Genomic DNA, 22626 nt, shown 5'->3' with positions numbered 1-22626 from the left:
TTGATCCTGTTTATTGCTGATAAAAACGCAGTAAATTCCCATTGATTACCTTGTCTGATAAAGAGAGCTCTTTATTGGCTTTTTCTATATAGGGCTGACATACTTCATCCTGCTTCACGGGTTCTTTTGTTTTTTGATCATAGCAGGTGTTTTTTGTATAGAGATACTCATCTGTAATAAAGTTCCCGTTTCTCAATACAGCGAAAGGCGTCCGTTCATCTGAAAATAAATCGTTACCGAATTGAATGGAATTCTTTGTTTCAATCCCTAGTAAGTGAAGAAGTGTCGGCTTGACATCCATTTGACCTGCTGTTTCAGAAATGGTCTGTGGTGCTTGATCCGTGACACCAGGAATGTAAATCAAAAATGGAACACGCTGCAGTTTGACCGCATCAAACGGTGTGATTTCCTCTTGATTGAGCAGCTGTGCCATTGCCTCATGATGTGCCTCAGAGATGCCATAATGGTCACCCATGAGAACAAACATCGTATTGTCATACAATCCTTCTTCTTTCATACGATCAAAGAACATCTTAATTGCTTCATCTTGATAGCGGACGGTCGTCACATAGCGGTTTAAAATGGTACTGGACGAATCATATTCATCAATAAACTGATCCTGCGGGTCAATTTCAAATGGAAAATGATTGGTCAAAGTGATGAACGTACTGTAATAAGGCTGCTTCAACTTTTTTAAATAATCAATGGATTGATCAAAGAAGTCGATATCCTTTAAGCCCCAGCCAGTGGAATTCCGTTCATTGACATGATAAGAATCGACATCATAGAAACGATCAATTCCTAGTGATTCATACATCACATCACGATTCCAAAACGTTTTGTTATTCGCATGAAATTGGACGGATTGATAGTTTTCCTTTTTCAACTGCTTGTATAACGTGTCATATTTATTATCACTCGCTGTGAAAAAGACAGCGCCACTGCTAGAAGGATAGAGGGAATTAGCAACAATAAACTCTGAATCGGACGTCTTTCCCTGCTCTGTCTGCTGATAAAATTCATCAAAATAAAAACTCTTTTTAGCCAATTGATTTAAAAAGGGAGTGATATATTGTCCATTTACCTTTTGGTTCATGACAAATTGCTGCGTCGATTCAAGTGAAATGAACACAACGTTCTTGCCTTTAGCAAGCCCAAAGTACTCTTCGTTTGGTGCACTGTAATCAGCCTTTGTATAGTTTGCTACAGTAGAAAGCGTATCTTCATCTGCAAAGGCCTTTTGTCCAATGCGTGCTGTTTGGGCAGCACCGTCGTACAGATGGAATTGGAACAGCCCGAGGTTTCTAACAATGACTTCACGATCATAAGAGCTTGTCAGAAATCGAGGGTGATCCATCATAGCTGAGCTGATATGAAACAATAGGAAACTACAGCAGATCGCATAATATGTTTTGATCGTCTTGTATGACGCTTTTGGGGCTAATGGTTTGCGTTTGAGCAGCCAAGCAAGTACGACAAAATCAACGAGCATCAACACAAAAAGCGGGTGGAATAATTCCGTCATACTGCTACCCATATCTCCCATGTTCTTCGCTTGGAATAGCACGGGAATGGTAATGAAATCAATATAAAAGCCATAAAAGATCGTATTCGATATCAATATCGCCGTGAGAATAAAATTTGCAGTCAATAAAAAAACCTTTTGTTTGGTTTCATTTAAAAAGAGAGCTATCCCAAACAAAGGAAGTAGAAAGCTAAGTGGATTGATCAAAAGCAGCCATTCATGAAACAGATTGGCCGTTCGTATGTGAAAACCTAGTTGATAAATGATGTATGTTTTCATCCACATGAAAAGGATGGAATACACTAAAAACCAGTGATTTTTGAAAAACGCTTTCATTTATGTATCTCCTCACCATTCTGTATTCAGCTGCAAGGCAAAAACACTTATCTTAAACCTACTAAAAAAATGAGGAATGATCAATTCATAACTTATCTTTTTCGCAAAACTCTTTTTTATTCTGTTAGAACTGAATGGGGATCGATATGCCGCAAATGACGGCGATGTAATAACAGGTGACGACAGTGAGAGCAGCTAGTACGACTTGTTCTCCTGTGCTGCCTGTTTTGACATAGAAGGGGAGACGCACTTTAATGGAAGCTGGAAATAAGAATTTAATGCCGTTCACTGTCCCAGCATCAAGGATAAGGTGGCTCGCCATTCCAACTAGTAAACCGATACTTAGGCTGTCATTTGGAATGTATGTTGTCGCGAGAAAATAAATGATCAGTAGAAATAATAAACTGTGTGTAAATGTGCGATGACCGAACACGCTGCTGATCAGGGCCGAGAGCAGCGGAAATTTTCTACCGATTTTACTTTTTGTATGGCAAAGATCAGGAATCAAAGCACCTGCTGATCCAGCTGCAGCCATGATCACTGGGTCGAATCCGTAGTAGTAGGCGACGGCCGTTGAGGCGGCGATTCCGCCCATAATGTGTGTTTTTCCTGTCATGATGCGTACTCCTGTTCTGTTTTTTTGTTCAAGTATTCACTATATCAAGGGTGAATTTATTCAGCAAGGCTTATTTCTAAAGAAAAAAAGGACAAAAGGGTTGGCTGATTGGAAAAACATTCTATAATAGGGGGGAAGTCATGTTGATACTAACGATAAGGATGCGATTCGGATGGGTAATGCAGACATTTTAAAAGAAATTGTTCTTGTACATTATGAAGTCAGCCGTAAATTAAACCGCAAGTTACTTGAGTTAGAAAAAGACATCACGCCTCCGCAGATATATGCTCTTTCTATTTTGATACAAGGCAAAGTATCAGATGCCGAAGAGCTGAAACAAAGACTCTCTTTAAACCCAGGTGCAGCCTCCATTGCACTCAACAAATTGTGTGAGCAGGGCTATATTCAGAGAGAACGGGACAAAGATGACCCCTCACTCATCCGATTAGAAGCCACCGAAAAAGGGAAGGCGATTTATGAGAAACATACACGCCTTTTTGGGAAGGTGATTCAGCATATGATGTCAGACTTCACAAAGGAAGACTTAAAGACCTTTTTGATGTATCTGCAAAAAATGAGACAGACCTTTCATGATGATTAAGCCTTTCCACTTTGTATAATGCGGCGCACTGTAGCACAAATTAATCGGGCAACCGCATTTTATGAAAAGGGAGGAAACAGCGATGTCATTTTTCCAAAAGGATAAAAAGGCGAAAAGCGAGAAAGACCACAAGCAAGTAGATCAGCTGTTAGAAGAAGCAAGCAAAGAGCTAGCAGGCGATCCGCTTCAGGAAGCTGTACAAAAGAAGAAAAACAACGATCAATAAGCAGGTATAGGGCAGAGAAAAGCATCTCTGCCCTTTTTCTATGTTTTACCCTTTGACAGAAATGAGAATGTTTGATAACCTTCGTGTAGTAAAAATGAATAGAAATCCTCACGCTATGTCTCAGTGAGGTAGAGGTTGCGCGGATGATGAGTCACTCATGGGAGAGATGGAATCGAAGATCATGAGAAAAAAGGCATCAGCGCCGAAGTGTATAGAGAGCTCCAACTTTCTTTATGCTGGGTCTGCATTGAATAAATGCAGGACTGCCACGTCTTTGAAGCGTGGAGGGCTATCCGGAGATCAAGGTGTATGTTTTGAAAAGCATGGACTGTTGTTCAGGCTTTTTTTTATGTTCTGAGTACCGAAGATAAGGGTATGCTGTTAAGAAAGTGACCCATGAACATAAAGAATACAAGTCATTGCTTCACAAATATATCAATGAAGATACTGCCGGGTCTGGTCCGAAGTGAATATAACGGAGGTACGGAAATGGAACAGACAAAAAAATGGGGTTTTTGGTTATTGACGGCATTTGTCGTCGGAAATATGGTAGGTTCAGGCATCTTTATGCTGCCAAGTACGCTTGCCCAGCATGCTAGTCCTTTAGGTGTGACGATGGCATGGCTTGTCACAGGTGGCGGTGTGCTGATGATTGCACTTGTTTTTGGGCATTTGTCCATTCATAAGCCGCAGCTAACGGCTGGACCACAAAGTTATGCAAGAGCACTTTTTAACGATCCGAAAAAAGGGAAAGCGGCCGGTTTTACAATGGTTTGGGGATATTGGGTAGCAAGTTGGATTAGTAATGTCGCAATTATTACGAGTCTTGCCGGTTATTTAACGACATTTTTCCCTATTCTCACCGTGAAGACGGAGATTTTCACCTTTGGAAAAGAAGCGATCACACTTGGTCAGCTGACAACGTTTATTGTATGTACCATTCTTCTTTGGGGAACACATACGATCTTAATTACAAGCTTAAGCGCTGCAAGTAAATTAAACTTTATTACGACCTTTTCAAAGGTACTTGGGTTCGTCCTTTTTATTGTTGCGGGATTATTTGCATTCCAAACGGCATTATTTGAACATTATTACTTCCCAGTTGCAGCAGAAGGTGAAGGAATGCTCGGACTTGGAGGCCAAGTTCATCATGCGGCCATTTCCACACTATGGGCATTTATTGGCATCGAATCTGCTGTCATTTTATCAGGAAGAGCGTCCTCGCAGCGTGATGTGAAACGTGCAACGATTACAGGTCTTTTAATTGCACTCTCTATCTACATGATTATTACTTTGATTACAATGGGCGTCCTGCCGCACGATCAGTTGCAAGGCTCAGATAAACCATTCGTTGACGTACTACAGCTTATTATTGGGCCGGCTGGCGGAATTGTGATGGCACTGCTTGCGATTATTTGTTTATTTGGTTCGATGCTCGGCTGGATCTTACTTGGTTCAGAAGTACCGTATCAAGCAGCAAAGGCTGGCGATTTCCCAGCAGTATTTGCAAAAACAAACAAAAAAGGCAGTCCTGTTTTTGCTTTAACGGTTACAAATATCATGTCACAGCTGTTTATTTTCTCAGTAATGTCTCGTACGATTAATGAAGCTTTTACCTTTTTAACGACATCAGCGACACTTGCGTATCTCATTCCGTATATTGTGTCTTCGATCTATAGCTTTAAAGTCATTATGCAAGGTGACACGTATGACCTTCAAAAAGGGAAGCGAACAAGAGACGGAATCATTGCGCTGATTGCAATGGGATATTCCGCTTGGGTTATTATTTCAGGAACAGCTGATTTGAAAACATTTGGACTTGGCATCGGCCTGTTCTTAGTAGGTATTTTGCTTTATCCATTCATGTCAAAAGGATTTGCGAAAGGAACGGAATAAGGGAAACGTTTCTCCACATTTGGAGAAACGTTTTTTTATGATGCAGATGTTAAACGATCGACAATAAACTCAAGCTGTCCTTCTAATGAAACTGGGTCATTAAAGAAGTACCCGACAGGATCGATTTCAAATACGTGTTTATTTTGTACAGCAGGAAGTGATGCCCAAATGCTGCTTTCATACACCTGGTCCCCTTTACTTTTTGAACCGCTCCATGGACTAGTGAAAATAAAGTCGCCTGCGTATTCTGGCAGCTTTTCAAGAGAAATGTTTGCATAGCCGACGCCGCTGTCGATGGCATCTTTTTTCACTGCCTTTGGCGCACGTAATTTCAGCTCGTCATAAATAATTTCGCCTCCGCGTGCAAAGGTGTTTCCAAAGATATAGATCCCTTTATCAAAAGGTGACACGATAGAAACAGTTTTGTTGCCGATTGCTTTTGTGACTTTAGGCTTTACCTCACTTATTTTTGTATCCCATTTTGTGATCCATTCTGTTGCTTTTTTCGGTGTACCTGTCATTTTACCGAATTCTTTCAGTTGATCTTTAAAGGAATATTGATTGTATTTAATGGCAACGGTTGTCGCAATTTTTTTGTATTGATCAAATTTTTCATCTTCACCCCAAGCGATAATCATATCTGGCTTCAAAGCGGCGACCTTTTCGACAGAAGGGGTTGTTCCAAGGTTTTTGACACCATCCGTTTTGCCTTTATAGAAAGGGTTTTTAAAGATAGGTGCAGTTGCAGCAATTGGCGTCTTGCCAAGTGTCACGAGGTCACCGTAGTAGCTTTCAGCGAGAAGCACAATTCGTTTTGGATCTTTAGGGAGTTTGACTTCACCTTTTACATCCTGATAGGTGATGGTGTCATCCTGGTTGGCGCCAGATTTTTTATTTGAAGTGCTGCTGCAAGCAACTGTAAAAAGCATGAGAATGGCTAAGGATATCAAAAGAAATCCAGATCGGTTTTTCACAAAGTTTCTCTCCTATTCACGTTCATATGATAATGATTCTCAATTTCAATTATATCGTAACATGATGGAATGAAAAATGCATCGGCTATTTTAGGACCAAAAGAAAAATGGTGAATTTCTCCCGGTTTTTTGATGAAAATAAAGAAAATGTTCAGAACAATGATTTCAAAAAGGAAAGAAAATGATATACTAGACTTCGAGATTGATAATCATTATCATTGATAACGAATAGATATGAACGGAAAGGAAGAGACTGGTTTTGGGCTCACAATCGAATAAACAGCTGCCAGCCAAGGACGATGAAATGGATATTGTTACGAAGCCCTTTGGAACAGCAGCTGTTGTCATCATAGGAAGTATCGCTTTAGCATTTGGTCTTTTTTTATCGGTATCATTAGGAGCAGCAAATATCCATCTACACACGGTATGGGAAGCCATTTTTCAATTTGATCCACAACAAACGTCACATCAAATCATTCGAGAATTAAGGCTGCCTCGTACAGCTGGGGCTGCACTCGTCGGTGCCTTTTTAGCTGTATCTGGTGCCATCATGCAAGGGATGACTAGAAATGCGCTTGCGTCTCCTGAAATTATGGGTGTGACAAATGGCTCTGCATTTGCAATTGCGATAGCATTTGCCTTTTTCCCAGGTCAATCTTCTTTCACATTAATTCTTTGGTCATTTGCTGGAGCCGCACTGGGTGCATCGATCGTGTTTGGTGTCGGTACTCTGTCTAAGGGAGGACTGACACCAGTGAAGCTCGCACTGGCGGGTACGGCGGTTGGAGCCCTTTTAAGCTCGATCTCTACAGCAATTGCCATTCGGTTTGACGTCGCTCAGGACATGAGCTTTTGGTACGCAGGCGGCGTGGCAGGCTTAAATTGGAGCAACATTCAGGTCGTTATTCCAGTCGCCATTGCAGGACTTGTGGTTGCGATGATCCTTGCACGCTCGATCACTGTACTGAGCTTAGGTGATGAATTGGCTAAAGGACTCGGGCAGTATACGAAAACGGTCAAAGTGCTAGGCATATTGGTCGTGATTCTTTTAACCGGTGCTGCTGTGTCGGTGGCAGGTTCAATTGGCTTTATCGGGCTTGTCATACCCCATGTCACTCGATTCTTGGTCGGAGTGGACTACCGGTGGATTATCCCTTGCTCAGCTATTTTAGGGGCCATTTTGTTAATTTATGCAGACATTGCTGCAAGACTGGTCAATGCGCCATTTGAAACGCCAGTTGGTGCCATTACTGCGATTATAGGCGTTCCTTTCTTCTTATATTTAGCTAGACGTGAAAGGAGCGGAATTTAAATGGAAATGGTGCAGCAGGCAAAGATAAAGAAATATAAACGAACGATGCTGATGATCTTTTTAGCCATCGTCGTGGTATTTTTGATTAGTTTAAATACCGGGGAAATTCGTATTTCTCCGATAGATACATTGAAAACATTTTTTGGATTCGGAAGCGAAATGGATGAGCTGGTGCTGTTCGAATTCAGACTTCCAAGAATGATCATCGCTTTACTTGTTGGTGCTTCTATCGCTGTTTCAGGAGCTATTTGGCAAGGTGTTTCTCAAAACGGCTTAGCTGATCCTGGAATTCTTGGTGTGAATGCGGGCGCAGGCTTTGCTGTTGTGCTTTTTATCTTTGTATTTCAAGGCACGATGTCGAACTTAGGTCAATTGACGATTTTTATCCTGCCGCTTTTCGCATTTGCAGGAGCAGCCTTTGCTGCATTTCTCATCTATGTGTTAGCGTGGAAAAAAGGCATCACACCTGTTCGATTAATTTTAACGGGTATTGGCGTCAACGCTGCGTTTTCAGCAGCAATTGTGGTCATTCAATTAAAAATGAGCCCAAATGATTTTAACCAAGCCATCGTGTGGCTATCAGGAAGTATTTGGGGCTCAAGCTGGACGTATGTCTTATCAGTTCTGCCATGGATGCTTATTTTCCTTGTGTTAGCGCTTGTGAGAGCACGCTACTTAAATATCATGAATTTAGGTGACCAGCTGTCCTATGGATTAGGGATTTCAGTTCATAAAGAAAGAAGCTTCATGATGCTAATTGCCGTTGCATTAGCAGGTGCAAGTGTCGCTGTTGCAGGTAGTATCTCTTTCTTAGGGTTAGCCGCACCGCACCTTGCGAGAAAGCTTGTTGGACCAAAGCACCAAGGAATGATACCAGCCTCCGCGTTGATTGGCGCACTGTTATTATTACTGGCAGATACACTTGGTCGCGTCATACTTGCACCATCAGAGGTGCCAGTTGGTCTAGTCGTTTCTGCTTTAGGTGCACCTTACTTCATTTACTTATTGATGAAAACGAATTAATGAGGGAGGAGAAAAACATATGAAATCGCTCGAAACAGAAAAGCTATGTATCGGTTATCAGGACCGTTTGATTGTAGAGGATTTAAATATCAGTATCCCAAAAGGCAAGGTGACAACATTGATCGGACCGAATGGGTGCGGGAAATCAACGATATTAAAAACAATGTCCCGTATCATGAAGTCCAACCGAGGCGCTGTTTACTTAAATGGTCAAGCTATTCATCAAACGCCTACAAAAGAAATTTCAAAACAGATGGCGATCCTACCGCAAACGCCCGAAGCACCAAGCGGACTGACAGTGTATGAGCTTGTGTCATATGGACGTTTCCCGCATCAAAATGGATTTGGTCGCTTATCAAATGAAGATAAACGAATCATCAGATGGGCACTTGAGGAAACGGGCATGATTGCTTTTCATGACCGGCCAATTGAAGCACTTTCTGGTGGACAGCGTCAGCGTGTATGGATTGCGATGGCACTTGCCCAGGAAACAGAGCTGCTTTTATTGGATGAGCCGACGACGTATTTGGATCTCGCACATCAACTCGAGATTCTTCAGCTGTTAGAACGGTTAAACAGAGAGCAAGGACGAACTGTGTTGATGGTCATTCATGATTTAAATCATGCGGCACGTTTTTCTCATTATATGATTGCCCTCAATCAAGGAAAAGTGATCAAAGATGGGACGCCTCATGAGGTCATGACCAAAGAGGTGCTTGGTCAGGTATTCCACATTGATGCAGAAATCGTACTTGACCCTAGAACGAATAAGCCGATTTGTTTAACATATGACTTAATGAATCACGAAAGAAAGCTAGAAGCTGTGAATGGATAATAGAAGTAAAAGGAACTCGGTGGAATAGCCGAGTTTTTTTGCGTCTCTGAATCTTCCTAGTAATGCCATTTCCCCCAGTTGATATTTTTTCGCTTTTATGCAGAAAAGAGGTACTTTTTTACTTTAGACAATGGTAATATACGGTTAGAGATCATAGCTAGAAAGGAAAGAGATGCGTGGAAACAGCAAAAATATTGATTGCAGATGACGAAGAAGCAATTGTCAAAATGGTTGAACGCGTATTAAAAAAAGAAGGATTCAAGCATATATATAAAGCTTACCATGCAGATGAAGCATTAGATGTTGTCAAAAACGAGGACATCCATCTCTTACTTCTAGATGTGATGATGCCGGGTAAGTCTGGTTTTGATGTTCTTCCTGAAATGAGAAAATTTACGAAAGCACCCATTTTCTATTTAACTGCAAGAACGTCTGATGTAGATAAACTGACCGGTTTTGCTCAAGGGGCAGATGATTACATCACAAAGCCATTTAATCCGCTAGAGCTTGTGGCTAGAATTAAGGCTCACTTAAACCGAACATATATCTCTTTAAAGGAAGACCAAGATGAGGCTCAAAGTCCATACGAATATGCCCATTTCTCTTATCATCCTCATTCAGCTGAATTGAAAGTAAGAGGAGAGGTGACTGCATGCTCTGCTCAGCTACTCTCTTTACTGAAGTACTTTTGTGATCATCCGAATGTGGTTCTCTCAAAAGACCAAATCTATGAGAAAGTATGGGGCGTTCCATCATATGGTGATAACAACACCGTGATGGTACATATTCGAAAGCTGAGAGAAAAGATCGAGTTAGATCCAAGTCAGCCCGAATATATTGTGACGATCCGTGGAATGGGATATAAATTTATACCACACCCAGTAAAGGTTCATCAATAATTTATGAATTTACGAGCAAAACTCTTCTTTCACTTTGTCGGACAAATGTTTATTGTGATTGCCGTTTTTATCATCGGAAATACGTTCTCTGATAATTTATATTTAAAAAAATACTACGAGAACATGGCTGAAACTGGTTTAACAAAAGCTGATGGAGATACACTCATGAGCTGGCTTTATTTTAACGAGGATGGAGAAATGGAGGCCGATGATCAGCTCAAGCAAGCAGTGAGAAAACGAGACGGCTGGCTGCAAGTGATTGATTCAAAAAAACATAACGTCTATAGCTATCACCGACCTAAGTCCATTCCAACTTCCTATCAAAAGGATGAAATGATCCAGATCTTTGAAAAAAGACAATTCAAAGATTATAAGATGTACTTCTGGCCAATTGAGATTGATCAAAAAAGCTTTATCGTGTTGTATGGGTTTAAAACAAACAGCACAAAGGTCGCCAATTATTTGAAGCAGAACGAGAAAAATTTGGCTGCACTCTCTCAATATTCGGTTGAAACGAAAGAATTCTTGAAGAGAATGAATGGGTCGGTGCATCTGTTCAATGATGAAGGGAAATATTTAAAAGGCATTCGAGCCAATACCAATTTGAAACATGATGTAACAGATGTTGAACTACTTAAGTATCAATCAAAGCCTTGGGAGTTTAGAAGTGATCTATCTTATATTAGAGTGAATAAAAACCTGTATATGATCATTTCTGTACCAAATAAAGTATACAGCCCAGATGGCTTATACGATAAAGAAACAGACGCTTTAAATCAATATACGACCATTTTAATTGCAGGTCTTGCGATTACAATTATTATCGTCATGACATTATGGTATTCGTATCGCTATGGACTGCCGATCTATCACATTATTCGCTGGCTGATTTTCTTATCTAGAAATAAATTGCAGGAACCAACGAATAGAAAAGGAATCCCAATTAGTAAAAATAAAAAAGGGCGTATTAAGCGGGAATACCGATTATTTGAGGATATCCTCAAAACAATGGATCAGCTCACGCTTACATTAAAAGAGAATGAAGAAAACCGAAGAAAAATTCAAACCACAAGGGAAGAATGGATTGCAGGATTGTCTCATGATTTGAAAACACCCCTTAGTACCATCTACGGCTACGGGCTCATGCTTGAATCTGATCAATATCAATGGTCCAAGGAAGAAGTCATGGAAATGGGACAGGTGATTCGTGAGAAATCAGAATACATGTCGACCTTGATTGAAGATTTAAACCTCACGTATCGATTGAAAAATGGGGCCTTACCTATCAATCGAAAGCCGGTCGAGCTGGGTGAATTTTTAGCCTCTATTATGGACGAGTTTTCAAGAAGCTCTTTTTCTGAGGATTTTTCATCCTCTTTTGAAGACCAAACTAACGGTGTCATCTTTGAGATAGACAAAGCTTGGTTCAGACGAGTGATTGAGAACCTGCTTGCGAATGCAGTCAAGCATAACCAAAAAGGCACGCATATTACTGCTGTTTTGTCTGAAACAAATGAAGAAATTCGGATCGAAATGAAAGACAACGGATGCGGTATGGCACAAGAAACGGTCGATCACTTATTTAACCGCTACTATAGAGGGACAAATACAAATGACCCAACGAATGGAACAGGACTTGGTCTGGCAATAGCAAAAGAGCTTGTCTTACTGCATGACGGCGATATTCAAGTGGAAAGTGAACCTGGTGCTGGAACAACTATTGCGATTATCCTAAAAAAATCACCTTCTGTAAAATAGCCAAAAAACGATTTTCCTTTCTGAAGGAGATCGTTTTTTCCTGTTTTAGGATTGAAATCAACTTTGTAAACGATTACAATTAAATTGTTAACGTGAACAAATCGTTTTCATACGATAAGAAGGATGGGGGAATTTGATGAAAGCCTTTTTAAATGAGCAGTTTTTACTAAACAGTCCAACGGCGGAAAAGTTATATCATGAGTTTGCAAAGGACCTTCCAATCATAGATTACCATTGCCATTTAAGTCCTAAAGACATCTATGAAAATAAAACCTTCCGAAATATCACTGAGGCATGGCTTTATGGAGATCATTACAAATGGCGCGCCATGAGAGCAAATGGCATTCCCGAAACGCATGTCACGGGTGATGCATCTGATTATGATAAATTTTTGGCGTGGGCGAAGACCGTCCCTATGACCATAGGAAATCCGCTCTATCATTGGACTCATCTAGAGCTGAGAAGGTATTTCGAAGTCCAAGACCTATTAAATGAAAAAAATGCAGACACCATTTGGCAGAAAGTCAATGAAAAGCTGCAAGAAGAGGGATTTGGAGCGAGAGACTTCATCATGAAATCAAACGTTGAAACTGTTGTGACAACAGATGATCCAATCGATTCACTTCAATATCATCAAAAACTGCGGGAAGAGGGATTCTCTGTACAAGTGCTTCCAGGGTTTCGACCTGATAAAGCACTCGATATAGCGAATGATCTGTTTGAAAAATATGTTCATGAGCTGGCAGAGGCTTCAGCTATTTCAATACAATCCTACCAAGATTTTTTAAATGCTCTCCGCGCGAGAATTGATTTTTTCCATGAACACGGCTGCTTGATCTCAGATCATGCTATTAATGAAATGACATATGAAGAAACGACACAAGAAGAAGTGGAGACCATCTTTCATAAAAGAATGTCTGGTTATCCATTGACAGAAAAAGAGAAGATCAAATTTAAAACAGAGACTTTCATTATGCTAGGTCAGGCTTACTGTGAGCGTGGCTGGGCAATGCAGCTTCATATCAATGCACTTAGAAACAATAATACGAAAATGTTTGAGAGGCTTGGGCCAGATACGGGGTACGATGCGATGAATGACGAAGATATTGCAAAGCCGCTTTGCCGTATATTAGATCGTTTAGAACAAGAAGATGCACTGCCAAACACGATTCTGTATTCCTTAAATCCAAGAGACAATGTCGTGATATCAACATTGGCTGGAAGCTTTCAAGACGGGAAGACACCGGGGAAGATGCAGCACGGCACAGCCTGGTGGTTTAATGATACGAAGCAAGGAATGACAGAGCAGATGATGACTCTTTCCAGTATCGGACTGATCAGCCGTTTTATCGGGATGATGACAGATTCACGAAGTTTTTTATCCTATACAAGGCATGAATATTTCCGAAGACTGCTTTGTGATATCATCGGGGATTGGGTAGAAAAAGGAGAAGTCCCCTATGACCTAGAGCTGTTAGGGGAGATCGTGAAAGGAATCAGTTATGAAAATGCCAAGCAATATTTTCAATTTGACCGAGTAAAGCAGCTCCATCATCAAAGTAAAATCACATGAGGAAAAAGGTAAGAAAATGAAAGCGGTTTTATGATAAGATGGAAAAAAATCATAAAAGGCGGAATAGCATGACAGTCACAATTAAAGACATAGCAAAATTGGCAAATGTCTCTCATACCACAGTATCAAGGGCTTTGAATAATAGTCCTTTTATTAAAGAGAAGACAAAACAAAAGATTTTGTCGATTGCAAAACAGCTGAACTATTCACCAAATGTCCATGCCAGAGGCCTTGTATCACAAAAATCTTTTACGATCGGTCTGTTTTTTACGAGTTTAACAGAAGGCACATCCTCAAGCTTCTTTGTGGATGCGTTAAAAGGCGTCAATAGCGTCATGACAGAGCATTACAATCTGTTTGTTAGGGGTATTGACGATTTTCATGATTACACAACCATTCATAAACAGCGCTACGATGGTATTTTGCTGATGAGCCAAAGTGAACATGATGAAGCGTTTATCCATCATGTCAAGAAACAGGGCATTCCAATCATTGTGCTGAATCGCCGTGTAGAAAGTCATGAAGTGATGAATATATTAGCAGATGATAGTCAAGGAGCATACCAGGCAGCGCACTATTTCATTCAGCAAGGCCACCAACAAATCGCCATCATTGAAGGAAAAGAAGGCTTTAAATCGACTCAGGAGAGAAAAGCTGGTTTTCTTCAAGCGTTAATTGATCACCATATTCCGATGAAAAAAGAATATATGATCAAGGGTGACTACCATATGAAAAGCGGCTATGAATCAATGGAATCCCTGCTGACCCTTGATCATCCGCCAACAGCTCTTTTTTGCTCTAACGATGATATGGCCATTGGTGCAATGAATGCTTTATATGCAAAGGGTAAGACGTGTCCGGGCGATGTCTCTATTATCGGTTTTGATGATATTGCATTTTCATCCTATACCACGCCTGCACTGACAACGGTTAAAAAGCCAATCGAAAAAATGTGTGCACTTGGAGCAGATGCCATTCTATCTGTCATAAACGGAGAAGAGCAGGAAGAGGATCATATGGAAAAAATGTATGTCCATACAGAGCTCATGATCAGAGATTCAGTCAAAAAGGTGCAGTAATCAGCACCTTTTTAAGAAAAATGTTCACGTGTGCATAGAATGCAGAGAGGGGAATCCATTTGAAACGTTTATCAAAAAGCATATACCCAGTGTCTGAATATCCGGAAACGATTTTGCAGATCGGTGAAGGGAATTTTATGCGAGGCTTTATGAATTGGCACATTCAAAAGCTGAACGACTGCACAGATTTTAAAGGAAGGGCTGTTGTTGTTCCTCCGAGAAAAGGATCTGTTGCAGCTTTAAATGAACAAGATGGCTTATACACATTATGTATTCAGGGCTATCATGACGGTCAAGAAATGAATGAGCGCATGATCATTCAATCGATCAGCAGAGGAATCAGTACGTATATGGATTATGATGTTTTTTTACAAGTAGCTGAAAACCCCGATCTCCGCTTTGTTTTCTCAAATACGACAGAGGCAGGACTTATGTTCAGAAAGGAGGATCGCTTGGAGGATCGACCACAAGCGAGTTTTCCGGGAAAGCTGACAGCGTTCCTATATCACCGGTTTAAATCATTTGCTGGAGATGAACAAAAAGGGATGATCATCCTTCCTTGTGAACTGGTTGAACATAACGGTGACCGTTTGAAGGAATATGTGGTAGACATGGCAATTGAGTGGGAGCTTCCGCTTGCGTTTATCACATGGATCAAGGAAGCCAATACGTTTTGCAATACGCTTGTGGATCGGATTGTTCCCGGGTTTTCTAAGGAAGTAGCTGAAATGGTTCAAAAGGAAGAGGGATATATCGACGAGTTGCTTGTCACGGCAGAATACTATCACCTCTTTGTTATTGAAGCACCTGTTTTCGTACAAAAAGAGCTTCCCTTTCAAAAAGCAGGTTTAAATGTTCTTTTTGTAGAGGATATTGCGCCTTATCGCATAAGCAAGGTACGGATTTTAAACGGTGCTCATACAGCGATGGTGCCAATCGCTTACTCATGCGGGATAGAAACTGTAAACGAAGCTGTGGGTGATGAAGATGTTGGGCCGTTCATCCGGCGGATGCTGGAGGAGGAAGTACTACCAGGGCTTGAGCTCTCTCGAGATGAGCTTCTTCTTTATACACAATCGGTCTGGGATCGCTTTTGCAATCCATTTGTGCAGCATCAATTGCTGGATATTGCGCTTAATGGTGTATCGAAGTTCCGAACTCGTATTCTTCCGTCATTGCTTGATTATGTTGAGCAAAAGAAACAGCTTCCAATGAAACTCGTGTTTTCACTCAGCAGCCTCATTTATTTTTACAGAGCACATGCAGAAAAGATAAAGGATGATGAGACGGTACTGGCATTCATGAAGGATGTCTTTGAAGAAGTGAACAAATCTAATGAAGCGATCGCAGCTAAGGTTCTATCATGTGAGTCATTATGGGGGAGAAATTTAACGGATATACATGATTTGGTTCACGCTGTAGCTGATCAGCTTACTTTCATACAGGAGGAAGGAATGAGAGCGGCTGTTCAAAGAATGCTGCAACATCAATATGAAAGTCAGGGGGAAAAGGCATGAAAGATTTTATTGTGATTCACCCTTCAGATAATGTCGGTATTGCTTTAAAAGTACTTGAACAAGGGGAGGAGCTGCATCATCAAGATCATGCTGTTGTTTTAAAAGAAACCATCGCCAAAGGTCATAAGTTTGCATTGGTTGATATCAAGCAGAGAGAGAATATCATGAAATACGGTTACCCCATCGGGCACGCAACGACTGCCATTTCTGCTGGAGAATGGGTGCATACACATAACATTAAAACCAATCTATCAGGAAAGCTTAATTATGAATACGAGCCTTCATTTACAAAGAACCCCTATGGAAAAACGAATCTTACTTTTAAAGGATATAAGCGGAAAAATGGGGAAAGTGGGATACGCAATGAGCTTTGGATAGTCCCAACCGTTGGATGCGTAAATGGCATCGCCGATCAAATTATCCAAATATTCACCGCTGAAATGGGCGGAAGCATCCATCCGTTTGAAACAGCTCTTGTATTAAAGCACAATTACGGATGCTCACAGCTTGGAGACGATCATGAAAATACAAAAACCATTTTACAAAATGCCGTGAAGCATCCCAATGCTGGGGGCGTGCTTGTCCTCGGACTGGGTTGTGAAAATAACGACATTGGAGATTTTCAGTCTACATTAGGTGAATATGACCATGAGAGAGTGAAGTTTTTAAGAAGCCAAGAAGTAGGAGATGAGATTGAGACGGGAGTCGCTTTACTCAAAGAAATTTATGAGGCAGCGAAAGAGGATCACCGTGAAGAAATCCCGTTATCTGAGCTGAAAATCGGCTTGAAGTGCGGGGGATCAGATGGATTCTCCGGTATTACCGCAAATCCGCTTTTAGGAAGGCTGTCCGATTTTATTGTTGCTCAAGGCGGTACGACAGTGTTAACAGAAGTGCCAGAAATGTTTGGAGCAGAAACGATTTTGATGGAAAGAGCAGAATCAGAAGCGACTTTCGACAATATTGTGCAAATGATCAATGACTTTAAACAATACTTCATGGATCATCGACAGCCAGTATATGAAAATCCTTCCCCGGGAAATAAAGCAGGGGGAATTTCGACATTAGAAGATAAATCTCTCGGATGTACACAAAAAGCAGGGACTTCTGACATTCAAGATGTATTGAAATATGGGGAATTGCTAAAGCGAAAGGGTCTAAATTTATTAAGTGCGCCAGGAAATGATTTGGTTGCTTCATCTGCTCTTGCCGCTTCTGGCTGTCAGTTGGTTCTTTTTACAACAGGCAGAGGGACACCATTCGGCACGTTTGTCCCAACAATGAAAGTCTCGACGAATACAGCCTTGTATGAAACAAAAAAACATTGGATTGACTTTAATGCGGGAGAATTGCTTGAAGATGTACCAGAAGATGTTGTGTTAGAAAAATTCATTTCAACTGTCATTGATGTGGCGAGTGGAAAGTTATTAAATCATGAAAAAAACAATTTTAGAGAGCTAGCTATTTTCAAAACAGGTGTCACACTTTAAGGCGACTGGGGGATGAGAATGTGTCTAGAAAACGGGATTTAATGTATATCACAGCAGGAACGGTACTCACAGGAATCGGACTCACACGTTTAGCAAGACAAGGGAAGAAAGACAAAGAAGCAAACGGAATCGATCAAGTGTTAAAACAGATCAAAGCACCACTGTTCCCTGATCGTGAATTTAATGTGGTTCATTATGGTGCAGATGCACAAGGAATCGAGCTTTCAACAGAAGCTATCCAGTCTGCCATTGATGATGCGCACCGTTTGAAAGGGGGGCGTGTGCTCATTCCAGAAGGGACATTTGTGACAGGTGCGCTAGAATTGAAGAGTCATGTAGAGTTGCATTTGCATGAGAAAGCGTATGTGTCATTCAGTCAAAACCCAAAGGATTATCTGCCGCTTGTCCTGACAAGATATGAAGGGGTCGAGCTTTATAATTATTCACCTCTCATTTATGCACACCATGCAGAAAACATTGCCATTACAGGAGCTGGAACGCTTGATGGTAGGGGGGATGAGCATCATTGGTGGCCTTGGAAATATGGCACGAATGGCCAGCCCTCTCAAGAGCGAGATCGTCAGCTTCTATTTGACATGGCTGAAAAGAGAAGACCAGTAGAAGAAAGAGTGTTTGGTGAAGGTCATTATTTAAGATCAAGTTTTATCCAGCCCTACCAATGTCAGCAAGTTCTTATTGAAGGAGTGACAGTGAAGGATTCACCGATGTGGCAAATTCACCCTGTACTAAGTGAACATGTGATTGTTCGTGGAGTCCATATTATCGGGCATGGACCAAATACAGATGGTGTGAATCCAGAGTCTTGCCGGAATGTACTCATTGAAGATTGTTATTTTGATAATGGCGACGACTGTATTGCCATCAAATCTGGAAGGAACGAGGACGGTCGAAGAATAGGGATTCCATCTGAAAACATTGTCATTCGTAGAAATGAGATGCGTGATGGACACGGGGGAGTAACGATCGGGAGTGAAATCTCTGGCGGTGTAAGGTATATCTATGCAGAGAATAATGTAATGGATAGTCCGAACCTTGACCGGGCACTGCGGATTAAAACCAACTCTGTCAGGGGCGGTACCATTGAACATATTTACTTTAAAAACAACACAGTCAAGAGTTTAAAGCATGAAGTGGTCTGTATCGATATGATGTATGAAGAAGGGGATGCGGGTCCACATCGTCCTGTTGTACGTCATATTGAAGTAGAAGGACTGAAAAGCAGCGGCGGACGATATGGAGTGAAAATAGCCGCCTACTCACATTCCCCCGTGACAAACTTCAACATGAAAAATTGTGTCATAGATCATGTGACGTATCCACTTTCTTTGGAGCATGCAATAGCGCCTTCTTTTCAGAACGTTGTCATCAATGGCGAACAAATTAATAAATAGATGATGTGAAAAACAGTCTTTTTAGAGGCTGTTTTTTCTTTTATCAGAAGGAAAAAGACGCTTTTAGAAATCACATATACAACCTATCTGCACTGTAGTATAATATTCCCGAAATTAGAAAAGAATTGACGGAAGAGATTTCGTCAAGCAGTACATAAATCAGGGGGTTCATTCATGAAAAAGTTAACGGCCATTTGGCTATCGCTCCTGCTTGTGATGGGTGTTTTAGCAGGATGTGCAGGTGCTGAGACAGACCATAAAGCAAAGAGTTCACAAAATAACGAAACAGCGACTGCGGCATTTCCTGTCTCAATTAAAGATGCAGCTGGTAAAACAGTCGAAATCAAAGAACAGCCAAAACGAATTGTTTCATTAATTCCAAGTAATACAGAGGTTGCGTATGCGCTCGGTCTTGGAGAGAAAATGGTTGGACGATCTGATTTTGACAATTATCCAAAGGAAGTTGAAAAGGTAGAGAAAATTGGCGGACTTGAATTCAATGTCGAGAAAGTCATTTCCTTAAAACCTGATCTGGTACTAGCTCATGCCTCGCAGATGGGATCAAAAGATGGATTTAAACAGCTAGAGGATGCAGGGATTCAAGTACTGACTGTAAATGATGCCACTTCCTTTAAGGATGTGTACAAATCGATCAATATGATCGGTGAAGCAACAGGTGCAAAAAAAGCATCAACAAAGCTTGTAGACGAGATGAAAGCAAAATTGAATAACATCAAGAAACAAGCAGAGGCGATCTCTAAAGACAAACAAAAAACAGTCTTTGTTGAAGTATCAGGTACTCCTGAAATTTATACAACAGGAACTCATACATTTATGGACGAAATGTTATCTGAGATCCATGCGAAAAATGCTGCTGGTGATCAAACTGGCTGGGTGCAAATGACAGAAGAATCGATTATTAAACGAAACCCTGACGTAATCGTCACAATTGATGGGTCCAGTTTAGCTGATCTGAAAAAGAGAGATGGCTGGAATGCGATCAAAGCAGTAAAGGAAAAACAAGTCTTTCAATTGAATACGGATCTCGCATCAAGACCGGGACCGCGATTGGTTGAAGGAGTCGAGGCTCTTGCGAAAAGCATCTATCCTGACACGTTCAAATAAATTCATCATCGCATACACACTAAGTTCTTTACTTCTTGTGGTGAGCATTGGAATGGGAATCTCCTTTGGAAGCTTAGGGATTCCCATTCCTTCTATTCTCCGTATATTTGTTCATGAACTATTCGGTGTGCAGATAGGCACAATAGATTCAATTGATCGCAATATTATGATGAATATCCGGCTGCCGAGAGTGATATTAGCGGCACTAGTCGGAGCAGCGCTGGCGTTATCTGGAGCAGCTTTTCAGGGGTTATTAAAAAATCCTCTAGCTGACCCATATACACTCGGTGTATCTCAAGGGGCATCAGTTGGAGCCGTCGCGACCCTATTTTTCAGTTTGCAGCTCCCTTTGCTCGGTAGTTTCACGCTCCCTTTTTTCAGCATGACAACAGCACTTGTGACCCTATGTCTCGTTCTCTTTTTTGCGCGTCTTGTTCATCGGGGGATGAGCATCTCCTCTTTAATTTTAACAGGGGTGATTTTCAGTTCTTTTTTGGGCGCGCTTATTTCATTGATGATTGCTTTAACGGGTGATGATTTAAAAGAGATTATTCATTGGCTTCTTGGCAGTGTGTCCATGAGGGGCTGGCGCTATATTGTGCTTTTCCTTCCTTTCTTTCTGATTGGGACCTTTGCATTATTGCTAATGGGACGAGATTTGAATGTCATGACGTATGGCGAGGAGAAGGCAAAGCTATTAGGTGTACATGTGAAAAGGAGCAAATATATCGTGCTACTTGCTGGATCGATTTTGACTGGTAGTGCAGTAGCAGTATCAGGAACGATCGGATTTGTGGGACTTGTGATTCCGCATTTTATTCGCCTCTTAGCTATCACAGACCACCGGCACCTCCTGCCGTTGTCGATGCTGAATGGCGCTTCCTTTCTTGTTTTAGCAGACGTGTTATCGCGTACGATCATTGAGCCGACTGAATTACCGATCGGCATCATCACAGCGTTAATTGGTGCTCCTGTATTCGGCATCATCCTCATCCGTAAATATAGAGGAGGGACGCATCTATGATTCAAGTGAAAGAAGTCAAAGGTGGATATGGAGAGAAAGAGGTCATACGTGGCATCAGTCTTGAAGTAAAACAAGGAGAATTTCTCGGTATTCTTGGTCCAAATGGAAGCGGGAAGTCGACCTTGCTTAAAATGATCTCCGGGCTGCTGGAACCTGACAGTGGAGAGGTACGCCTGAGCGGTCAACTGGTTCAATCCTACCGTCCAAAAGCGCTTGCGCAAAAAATGGCTGTTCTACCGCAGAAAACGGACCAAGCCTTCTCATTTACAGTGGAAGAAACGATTCAATTCGGTCGTTACCCGTATCAAAAAGGATGGCTGCAATCTGTTACGCAAGAAGATGTACAGGTCGTCAGCAAAGTCATGGAACAAACGGGTGTTGCACAGTTTAAGAATCAATCCATTCATGAGCTAAGCGGGGGAGAACAACAGCGTGTGTACTTGGCACAGGCACTAGCCCAGCAGCCTGACTATTTATTGCTTGATGAACCAACCAGTTTTCTTGATTTGGCCTATCAAAAAGATTTGCTTGATTTAATTAAAGAAGAAACGACTTCCTCTAGATTAACGGTCATTGGTGTATTTCATGATGTGAACATCGCCAGTTTGTATTGTGATCGGCTACTCCTGCTTGATGAAGGAAAGACCGATATGTTAGGGTTGCCGCATCACGTCTTGACCACTGAACGAATCAACCGTGTGTATAAAACAAATGTGACACCGCTCCAGCATCCATTTAGGGCAAACCCTCAGCTGATCGTTGAGCCTGCGGCCTCTTCTAAAGCATCTATTGTAAACATAATGGATGGTTGGAGGACATATGGCTCAGAAGGAATGACGTTTTCCGTGAATCAGCCTCTTCGCATCCTTTCCTCACATAAGAAAAACGGCGGATTCTTTTGGAAAAGGTCTATTGGAACGGGATCGAAGATGCTTCATGAACAGCTAGAGCCAACTGAAGATATGCTGTTTTTCGAGAAAGGTAACGGATTAGCGGAATATGCCGCAGAAGATGCCGAAGACGATATGATCCTTTACGGCATGCTTCAGCAGGAAGAGTTGACTATTTGGCTTATCTTGAAACGATCTTTATCGGACGGAGCAGCTGTTCAGCTCATGGGGCAGCTTATGTACATCATGAAGCAAGAAACAAGTTATCCGTTCCATCATCTTTGTATCGCAGCATCCAATACGCAGGAAACGGAAGATGACCTCTTACGTGAAAGATTAGGACAAAAGATGCAAGGGCTTCTTCATACGTTGAAAGTCATTCAAAAGTGAACCGAAATGGTTCGCTTTTTTTGTTGAAAACATCAACAATTATCATAAGAAATGAACTGAATATAGGAAAAAACCTAAAATATGTTGCTAAATAAATCAAAATTCTTTTATAATAAGAAACATGA

19 protein-coding genes and 1 riboswitch are annotated in these 22626 nt (G+C 41.3%); of the genes, 16 read left to right on the top strand and 3 right to left on the bottom strand.

Going from position 1 to position 22626, the window contains the following annotated elements; genetic code table 11:
• Nucleotides 1-10: 10 nt before the first annotated feature.
• Both GPS65_RS03785 and GPS65_RS03780 read right to left on the bottom strand, forming a co-directional pair.
• Nucleotides 11-1861 (bottom strand): LTA synthase family protein, encoded by a 1851-nt coding sequence (locus GPS65_RS03785; protein ID WP_012011250.1) that lies wholly within the window; start codon nt 1859-1861, stop codon nt 11-13.
• 124 nt (nt 1862-1985) lie between these two features.
• Complete coding sequence (locus tag GPS65_RS03780) at nt 1986-2477, bottom strand: metal-dependent hydrolase (protein ID WP_050944121.1); 492 nt, start codon at nt 2475-2477, stop codon at nt 1986-1988.
• Nucleotides 2478-2649: 172 nt separating this feature from the next.
• Here GPS65_RS03780 and GPS65_RS03775 point away from each other — a divergent pair, with 172 nt between their 5' ends.
• From GPS65_RS03775 to GPS65_RS03765, 3 genes are all read left to right on the top strand, one after another.
• Nucleotides 2650-3078: a MarR family winged helix-turn-helix transcriptional regulator gene (locus GPS65_RS03775; protein ID WP_012011247.1), complete on the top strand. Its 429-nt coding sequence runs from the start codon at nt 2650-2652 to the stop codon at nt 3076-3078.
• A gap of 82 nt (nt 3079-3160) precedes the next feature.
• Nucleotides 3161-3304 carry a small acid-soluble spore protein SspJ gene (sspJ, locus tag GPS65_RS03770; RefSeq protein WP_003213383.1) on the top strand — a complete coding sequence of 48 codons (144 nt, stop codon included), beginning with the start codon at nt 3161-3163 and terminating at the stop codon, nt 3302-3304.
• A 121-nt stretch (nt 3305-3425) separates the two neighbouring features.
• Nucleotides 3426-3604: riboswitch (Lysine riboswitch) on the top strand.
• A 189-nt stretch (nt 3605-3793) separates the two neighbouring features.
• Nucleotides 3794-5200, top strand: a complete 1407-nt coding sequence (locus GPS65_RS03765; protein ID WP_012011245.1) for an amino acid permease — start codon at nt 3794-3796, stop codon at nt 5198-5200.
• A gap of 35 nt (nt 5201-5235) precedes the next feature.
• On the opposite strand, the gene GPS65_RS03760 is transcribed toward GPS65_RS03765, so the two are convergent.
• Complete coding sequence (locus GPS65_RS03760; protein WP_012011244.1) at nt 5236-6174, bottom strand: iron-hydroxamate ABC transporter substrate-binding protein; 939 nt, start codon at nt 6172-6174, stop codon at nt 5236-5238.
• Nucleotides 6175-6433: 259 nt separating this feature from the next.
• On the opposite strand from GPS65_RS03760, the gene GPS65_RS03755 reads away from it, so the two are divergent.
• From GPS65_RS03755 to GPS65_RS03695, 13 genes are all read left to right on the top strand, one after another.
• A complete protein-coding gene (locus GPS65_RS03755) occupies nt 6434-7486 on the top strand; it encodes a FecCD family ABC transporter permease (protein ID WP_012011242.1) in 1053 nt (350 codons plus the stop codon).
• Entirely contained in the window at nt 7487-8509 is a 1023-nt protein-coding gene (locus GPS65_RS03750) for a FecCD family ABC transporter permease (RefSeq protein WP_012011241.1), read from the top strand. It abuts the gene before it with no gap.
• A 19-nt stretch (nt 8510-8528) separates the two neighbouring features.
• Nucleotides 8529-9344, top strand: a complete 816-nt coding sequence (locus tag GPS65_RS03745) for an ABC transporter ATP-binding protein (protein WP_012011240.1) — start codon at nt 8529-8531, stop codon at nt 9342-9344.
• 176 nt (nt 9345-9520) lie between these two features.
• Complete coding sequence (locus GPS65_RS03740; protein WP_012011239.1) at nt 9521-10243, top strand: response regulator transcription factor; 723 nt, start codon at nt 9521-9523, stop codon at nt 10241-10243.
• Between the two features lie 3 nt (nt 10244-10246).
• A complete protein-coding gene (locus tag GPS65_RS03735; RefSeq protein ID WP_012011238.1) occupies nt 10247-12001 on the top strand; it encodes a HAMP domain-containing sensor histidine kinase in 1755 nt (584 codons plus the stop codon).
• A gap of 136 nt (nt 12002-12137) precedes the next feature.
• On the top strand, nt 12138-13574 hold the full coding sequence (gene uxaC / locus GPS65_RS03730) for a glucuronate isomerase (protein ID WP_161985342.1): 1437 nt from the start codon (nt 12138-12140) through the stop codon (nt 13572-13574).
• Between the two features lie 68 nt (nt 13575-13642).
• Entirely contained in the window at nt 13643-14653 is a 1011-nt protein-coding gene (locus GPS65_RS03725) for a LacI family DNA-binding transcriptional regulator (RefSeq protein ID WP_012011236.1), read from the top strand.
• Between the two features lie 59 nt (nt 14654-14712).
• Nucleotides 14713-16170: a tagaturonate reductase gene (locus GPS65_RS03720; protein WP_012011235.1), complete on the top strand. Its 1458-nt coding sequence runs from the start codon at nt 14713-14715 to the stop codon at nt 16168-16170.
• Nucleotides 16167-17660 (top strand): UxaA family hydrolase, encoded by a 1494-nt coding sequence (locus GPS65_RS03715; protein ID WP_144468773.1) that lies wholly within the window; start codon nt 16167-16169, stop codon nt 17658-17660. The genes GPS65_RS03720 and GPS65_RS03715 overlap by 4 nt, the downstream gene beginning before the upstream one ends.
• A gap of 20 nt (nt 17661-17680) precedes the next feature.
• Nucleotides 17681-19072: a glycoside hydrolase family 28 protein gene (locus tag GPS65_RS03710; protein ID WP_144468772.1), complete on the top strand. Its 1392-nt coding sequence runs from the start codon at nt 17681-17683 to the stop codon at nt 19070-19072.
• 174 nt (nt 19073-19246) lie between these two features.
• Entirely contained in the window at nt 19247-20197 is a 951-nt protein-coding gene (locus GPS65_RS03705; protein WP_144468771.1) for an ABC transporter substrate-binding protein, read from the top strand.
• Nucleotides 20163-21221 (top strand): FecCD family ABC transporter permease, encoded by a 1059-nt coding sequence (locus GPS65_RS03700; RefSeq protein ID WP_012011230.1) that lies wholly within the window; start codon nt 20163-20165, stop codon nt 21219-21221. Before GPS65_RS03705 ends, GPS65_RS03700 begins: the two co-directional genes overlap by 35 nt.
• Nucleotides 21218-22501 carry a heme ABC transporter ATP-binding protein gene (locus GPS65_RS03695; RefSeq protein ID WP_088001281.1) on the top strand — a complete coding sequence of 428 codons (1284 nt, stop codon included), beginning with the start codon at nt 21218-21220 and terminating at the stop codon, nt 22499-22501. The genes GPS65_RS03700 and GPS65_RS03695 overlap by 4 nt, the downstream gene beginning before the upstream one ends.
• Nucleotides 22502-22626: the final 125 nt, after the last annotated feature.

It is taken from the genome of Bacillus pumilus, from assembly GCF_009937765.1.
In the GTDB taxonomy this organism is placed as follows: Bacteria; Bacillota; Bacilli; order Bacillales; family Bacillaceae; genus Bacillus; species Bacillus pumilus_O.
Note: the sequence above shows the minus strand (reverse complement) of the source record. Positions and strands in the feature narration are given on the sequence as shown.